At 60.4% G+C, this 4,596-nt stretch carries 3 protein-coding genes; 2 read left to right on the top strand and 1 reads right to left on the bottom strand.

What is annotated here, in order from left to right; genetic code table 11:
- Positions 1-807: 807 nt before the first annotated feature.
- Both NUW23_10020 and NUW23_10015 read left to right on the top strand, forming a co-directional pair.
- Entirely contained in the window at positions 808-2,556 is a 1,749-nt protein-coding gene (locus tag NUW23_10020) for an ABC transporter ATP-binding protein/permease (GenBank protein MCR4426506.1), read from the top strand.
- Between the two features lie 49 nt (positions 2,557-2,605).
- A complete protein-coding gene (locus tag NUW23_10015; protein MCR4426505.1) occupies positions 2,606-4,363 on the top strand; it encodes an ABC transporter ATP-binding protein/permease in 1,758 nt (585 codons plus the stop codon).
- A 19-nt stretch (positions 4,364-4,382) separates the two neighbouring features.
- On the opposite strand, the gene NUW23_10010 is transcribed toward NUW23_10015, so the two are convergent.
- A partial coding sequence (locus tag NUW23_10010; protein ID MCR4426504.1) for an HAD hydrolase family protein occupies positions 4,383-4,596 on the bottom strand: 214 nt, incomplete at its 5' end.

Here is a 4,596-nt window from a genome sequence, read left to right as displayed (position 1 = left end):
GAAAAGCGATTCATTCGCTCTGAGGAGAGGCTGTGAGCCAGGGCGGGCGGCGGAGAGGGCCCGCGGGCGCGTAGTCGGGCCGAAGAGGTCCCCATTCGGGTAGCCGAGTAATAGCAGGTGTCCCAGTTTACGGTTTACGAACTCTGAAGGCTCGGCGCGGCCTTCGCCCTTCTGGACAGCCTGAGAAGGAGATTGTGCAAAGGTGGACGTCGGACAGACTGGGGCCAAGCTCTCAGGGAAACGGGTAGCGGAGCGGCGAGGGCGACATGGGATAGTCTCCTTTAGCTGGGTGCTGGTTACAGCTATGTACCGTCATGCACCCCAGGGGCCTTCAACCATTAATTGGGACTGCTCCTACGTCGCGGGTACCGAGTGGCGCACCGGGTATTGGGGACCGGTCCAGCCGGGCTTGCCTTCGACTCATACCGGCGTGAGCTGGCGTCGCGTCGGCCTGCGAGCCATTTGGTGGCTTCCATCCGGCCGCCGCCCACTCGGGTAGGAGACGACTCTGCTTCGGCCGTGCTGGTAACGGCAGACGTCCCGGACCGCGCCTGGGCGCGACAGGCTGTGATCTACCTGTGCCCGTGCATGCCCACTGCTTGGATCTTCTTTCCAAACTTCTGTGCCAAGGTAATGCCGTCCTTCCCCAAGGATGACATTGTCTCAATCGCGTTATGAGGTGACAATGTCACAGACGCGCAACACCTGTGGGCCTAGTCAGCCCGGTTTTGCATCCCTCGCCTGGCAGCGGTATAATATCGTGGGGCAAGCAGGCACAAACCTGCAGCGAATCGAGGCGTCGGCTGCGTGAGGCATTTTGCTCCTTTGCGGGAGTTTTTCCGGCGGCATAAGTGGCGCTACGTTGTTGGGTTGTTCTGGCTCATTGTCGTAGATGCACTCCAGCTAATCGTCCCAAAGCTTCTCGGAAGGATGACGGACATCCTCCGTGCGGGCGCGCTCACTCGGTGGCTTCTGTTGCGCTACATCGCGATCCTAATAGGGCTCGCTTTAGCCGTGGCGGTCGGCCGGTTCCTCTGGCGGGTCTATGTGATGGGCACCGCGAGACTGCTGGACTACACCTTGCGCAACATGCTTTTCGCTCATCTTCAGAAGCTCTCCGCGAGATACTTCAACCAGCACAAGACGGGCGACCTTATGGCCCACGCCACAAACGACATTCCCGCGGTCAGGCAGGCGCTGGGGCCGGGCGTCGTCTTGCTCGCCGACTCCACGTTCCTCACAATCGCCACGGTAATCATAATCTTCCGCACAGTCCCGGCCCGGCTCGGCGTCCTGAGCCTCTTGCCTTTTCCGTTCGTGGCAATTGCCGCAACTACATTCGGCAAGATGATCAACGCCAGGTTCAGGGCCGTCCAGGAGGCGTTCGCGAACCTAACAGATCGGACCCAGGAGAACATCTCGGGGATACGAGTAGTGAAATCCTTCGTCCAGGAGAAAGCAGAAGTTGCGAAGTTCATGGAGTCCGCGTTGCGCAATGTGGACGCGAACATGCGCCTGGTAAGGGTGTGGGGGCTGTTCCACCCGTTCACGGTGCTCATCGCGACTCTGTCATTTGTGGTTGTGCTCTGGCATGGAGCGCCGATGGTCATTGGCCAGGAGATCTCCCTCGGGGATTTCGTGGCCTTCACAAGCTACCTTGGGATGCTCATCTTCCCCATGATGGCCGTGGGCTGGGTCATTAACATGCTGCAGCGCGGGTTCGCGTCCATGGAAAGGATACACAAGATCCTGGCTGAGGTCCCCGAAGTCGCTGACTCCCGCGACGCCATCGATCTGCCCGAGGTCAAGGGGGTAATCGAGTTCTCCGGGCTCACGTTCGCATATTCGGAGTCCGCTGGTGCGGTTCTCCACGACATCTCCTTCCGGGTGGAGGCTGGCAGGACCCTGGCGGTGGTCGGCCGGACCGGCAGTGGAAAGACGACCCTCGTGAACCTGTTGACGCGGCTCTATAACCCTCCTCGAGGCACGGTCTTCATGGACGGGCACGACATCAACGACATCTCCTTGGACAGTCTGAGGCGGAACATAGGCTGCGTGCCCCAGGACACTTTTCTCTTCTCCACGACCCTTGCTGAGAACATCGCGTTCTCCGGCCCCGAGCCGCGGGAACGCATCGAATATTACGCGAAGGTGGCGGAGCTGTATTCGGATGTGTCTCGCTTTCCTGCTGGGTTCGACACAATTGTGGGAGAGCGCGGGGTTACGCTGTCAGGCGGGCAGAAGCAGCGCGTCTCCATCGCCCGGGCGCTCATCAGGGAACCCCGGATTCTCATCTTGGACGACTGCCTGTCGGCGGTGGACACCCAGACCGAGGAGAGAATCCTGGGCAGGCTCCGCGAGTTCATGGTGGGCCGGACTTCGATCATAATCTCCCACCGGGTCTCGACCGTCCGGCACGCCGACGAGATCATCGTGCTTGACGACGGAAGAATCGCGGAGCGGGGCACCCATGAGACGCTGGTGGCGGCGGGAGGTCTCTATCAGCAGCTTTACGAACGGCAATTGCTTGAAGAGAAACTCGAGAGCCAGACGTAGGCGCGCGGTCCTCTGGGGGTGAGCAAGTGAGAGCCTGCACGAAGAGGAGATGCTGGGCCGGGCTTACGACTCCAGACTCATGAAAAGGCTTCTCAGGTACGCGAGGCCCTACATGCGGCTGCTGGGCCTCGGCGTGGTGTTGGTGATGCTGATCACCGGGGCTGAGCTCGTCAGGCCCTACCTGGTCAAGGTGGCCATAGACGAGCACATAACCAAGTACGACGCCTCGGGCCTGAAGAGTCTGGCCCTAATGCTCCTATTGGTCGGGTCGGGCGGGTTCGTCCTCCACTACCTCCAAGCTGTGCTTCTGCAGTACGTAGGGCAACAGATAGTCCTGAGCATAAGGCGGGAGGTATTCACTCACCTTCAGGGCATGGACCTCGCCTACTTCGACCGCAACCCCGTCGGCCGCCTGGTAACCCGGGTCACCAATGACACCGAGACCTTGAATGAGATGTACACCAGCGTCCTCGTGAACGTGGTCCGCGACGTCTTCATGCTCCTTGGAATCGTGTTCGTCATGTTCAGGCTCAGCCCAACGCTGGCACTGGTCTCCATGGCCGTGCTGCCTTTGATATTCGTGGCCACCGCCATATTCCGGACCCGGGCCCGCAGCGCCTACCGCCGCGTCCGAACCGCCCTGGCAAGGATCAACGCCACGATGGCCGAGAACATCGCGGGCATGACGGTGGTCCAGATCTTCCGGCAGGAGAAGCGGAAGTTCGCAGAGTTCGACCAGGTGAATCGGGACTACCACCGGGCAGGGATCGGCGAGATGATGGTCTACGCCGTCTTCAGGCCGGTGACGGAGCTCATCGGCTCCCTTGCCCTGGCACTACTGCTTTGGTATGGGGGCATCAAGGTCATGGCCGGGTCTCCCCAGTTCGGGGTCCTCTACGCATTCGTCAACTACATGGGCCAGTTCTTCCAGCCCATCAACGACCTGACTGAGAAATACAACATCCTGCAGGCCGCAATGGCGTCGTCAGAGAGGATCTTCCAACTGCTCGATACCACCCCAGTGGTAACGGATCCACCGTATCCGGCTCCAGTCGGCAGACTCCGCGGGCAGATCGAGTTTCGGAACGTGTGGTTCGCATACAACGGCGATGACTGGGTGCTGCAGGATGTGAGCTTCAAGATCAACCCTGGGGAAGTCGTGGCTTTCGTAGGGGCTACAGGGGCAGGCAAAACATCCATCATTAGCCTGATCAACCGGTTCTATGACGTGCAGCGCGGGCAGATCCTGGTGGACGGGCGGGACGTCCGGGAGATCAGAGCGGCCGACCTCCGCTCCAACATCGCCACCGTGCTGCAGGATGTGTTCTTGTTCACCGGAAGCATAAAGGCCAACATAAGACTGAACAACGAAGGGATCTCGGATGAGCGAATTCACGAAGTCGCGACGTATGTGAATGCCGACCGGTTCATCTCTCGGTTGCCGGGGGGATATGATGAGCCGGTCACAGAACGGGGATCCACCTTGTCTGCAGGGCAAAGGCAGCTCCTGGCATTCGCCAGAGCACTCGCCTTTGATCCGGCCATACTGGTCCTGGACGAGGCTACAGCGAACATCGACACCCAGACGGAGTTGCTCATCCAGGACGCACTGCCCAAGCTGATCGCCGGCCGGACTACCATAGTCGTGGCCCACAGGCTCTCCACGATTCAACACGCTGACAAGATCATCTTACTCCACCGAGGGAAGGTCCGCGAAATCGGGACTCACCAGGAGCTCCTGGCCAGGAGGGGCATGTACTACAACCTCTACCGGCTGCAGTACGAGGGCAGATCCACTCCCGGGTAGGCGCCCAGATTATCAGCTATCAGCTAGACCTGGGCGCAGACAGCCCCAGGACGCCAAAGGCGTCGCAGAGGCTTGAGACAGGCCTGACGTGCGGGGCATGCTTTCTCACCCTGACCTCGCACTCGGGGGCAGGATTGACCATTATGGCAATCCCGGCTGCCCTGAAGAGGTCCGCGTCTCCCCAGTTGTCCCCTATGGCAGCGACCCGTTCGCGTGGGATGTCGAGTCGGGTG

Source organism: Bacillota bacterium, assembly GCA_024655925.1.
GTDB lineage: Bacteria > Bacillota > DTU025 > DTU025 > JANLFS01 > JANLFS01.
This window is presented reverse-complemented; position numbering and strand designations above follow the sequence as displayed.

Bases quoted from the DNA above. Each gene is read 5' to 3' on its own strand.
- NUW23_10015 (MCR4426505.1), top strand. From the start codon at position 2,606: ATGCTGGGCCGGGCTTACGACTCCAGACTCATGAAAAGGCTTCTCAGG.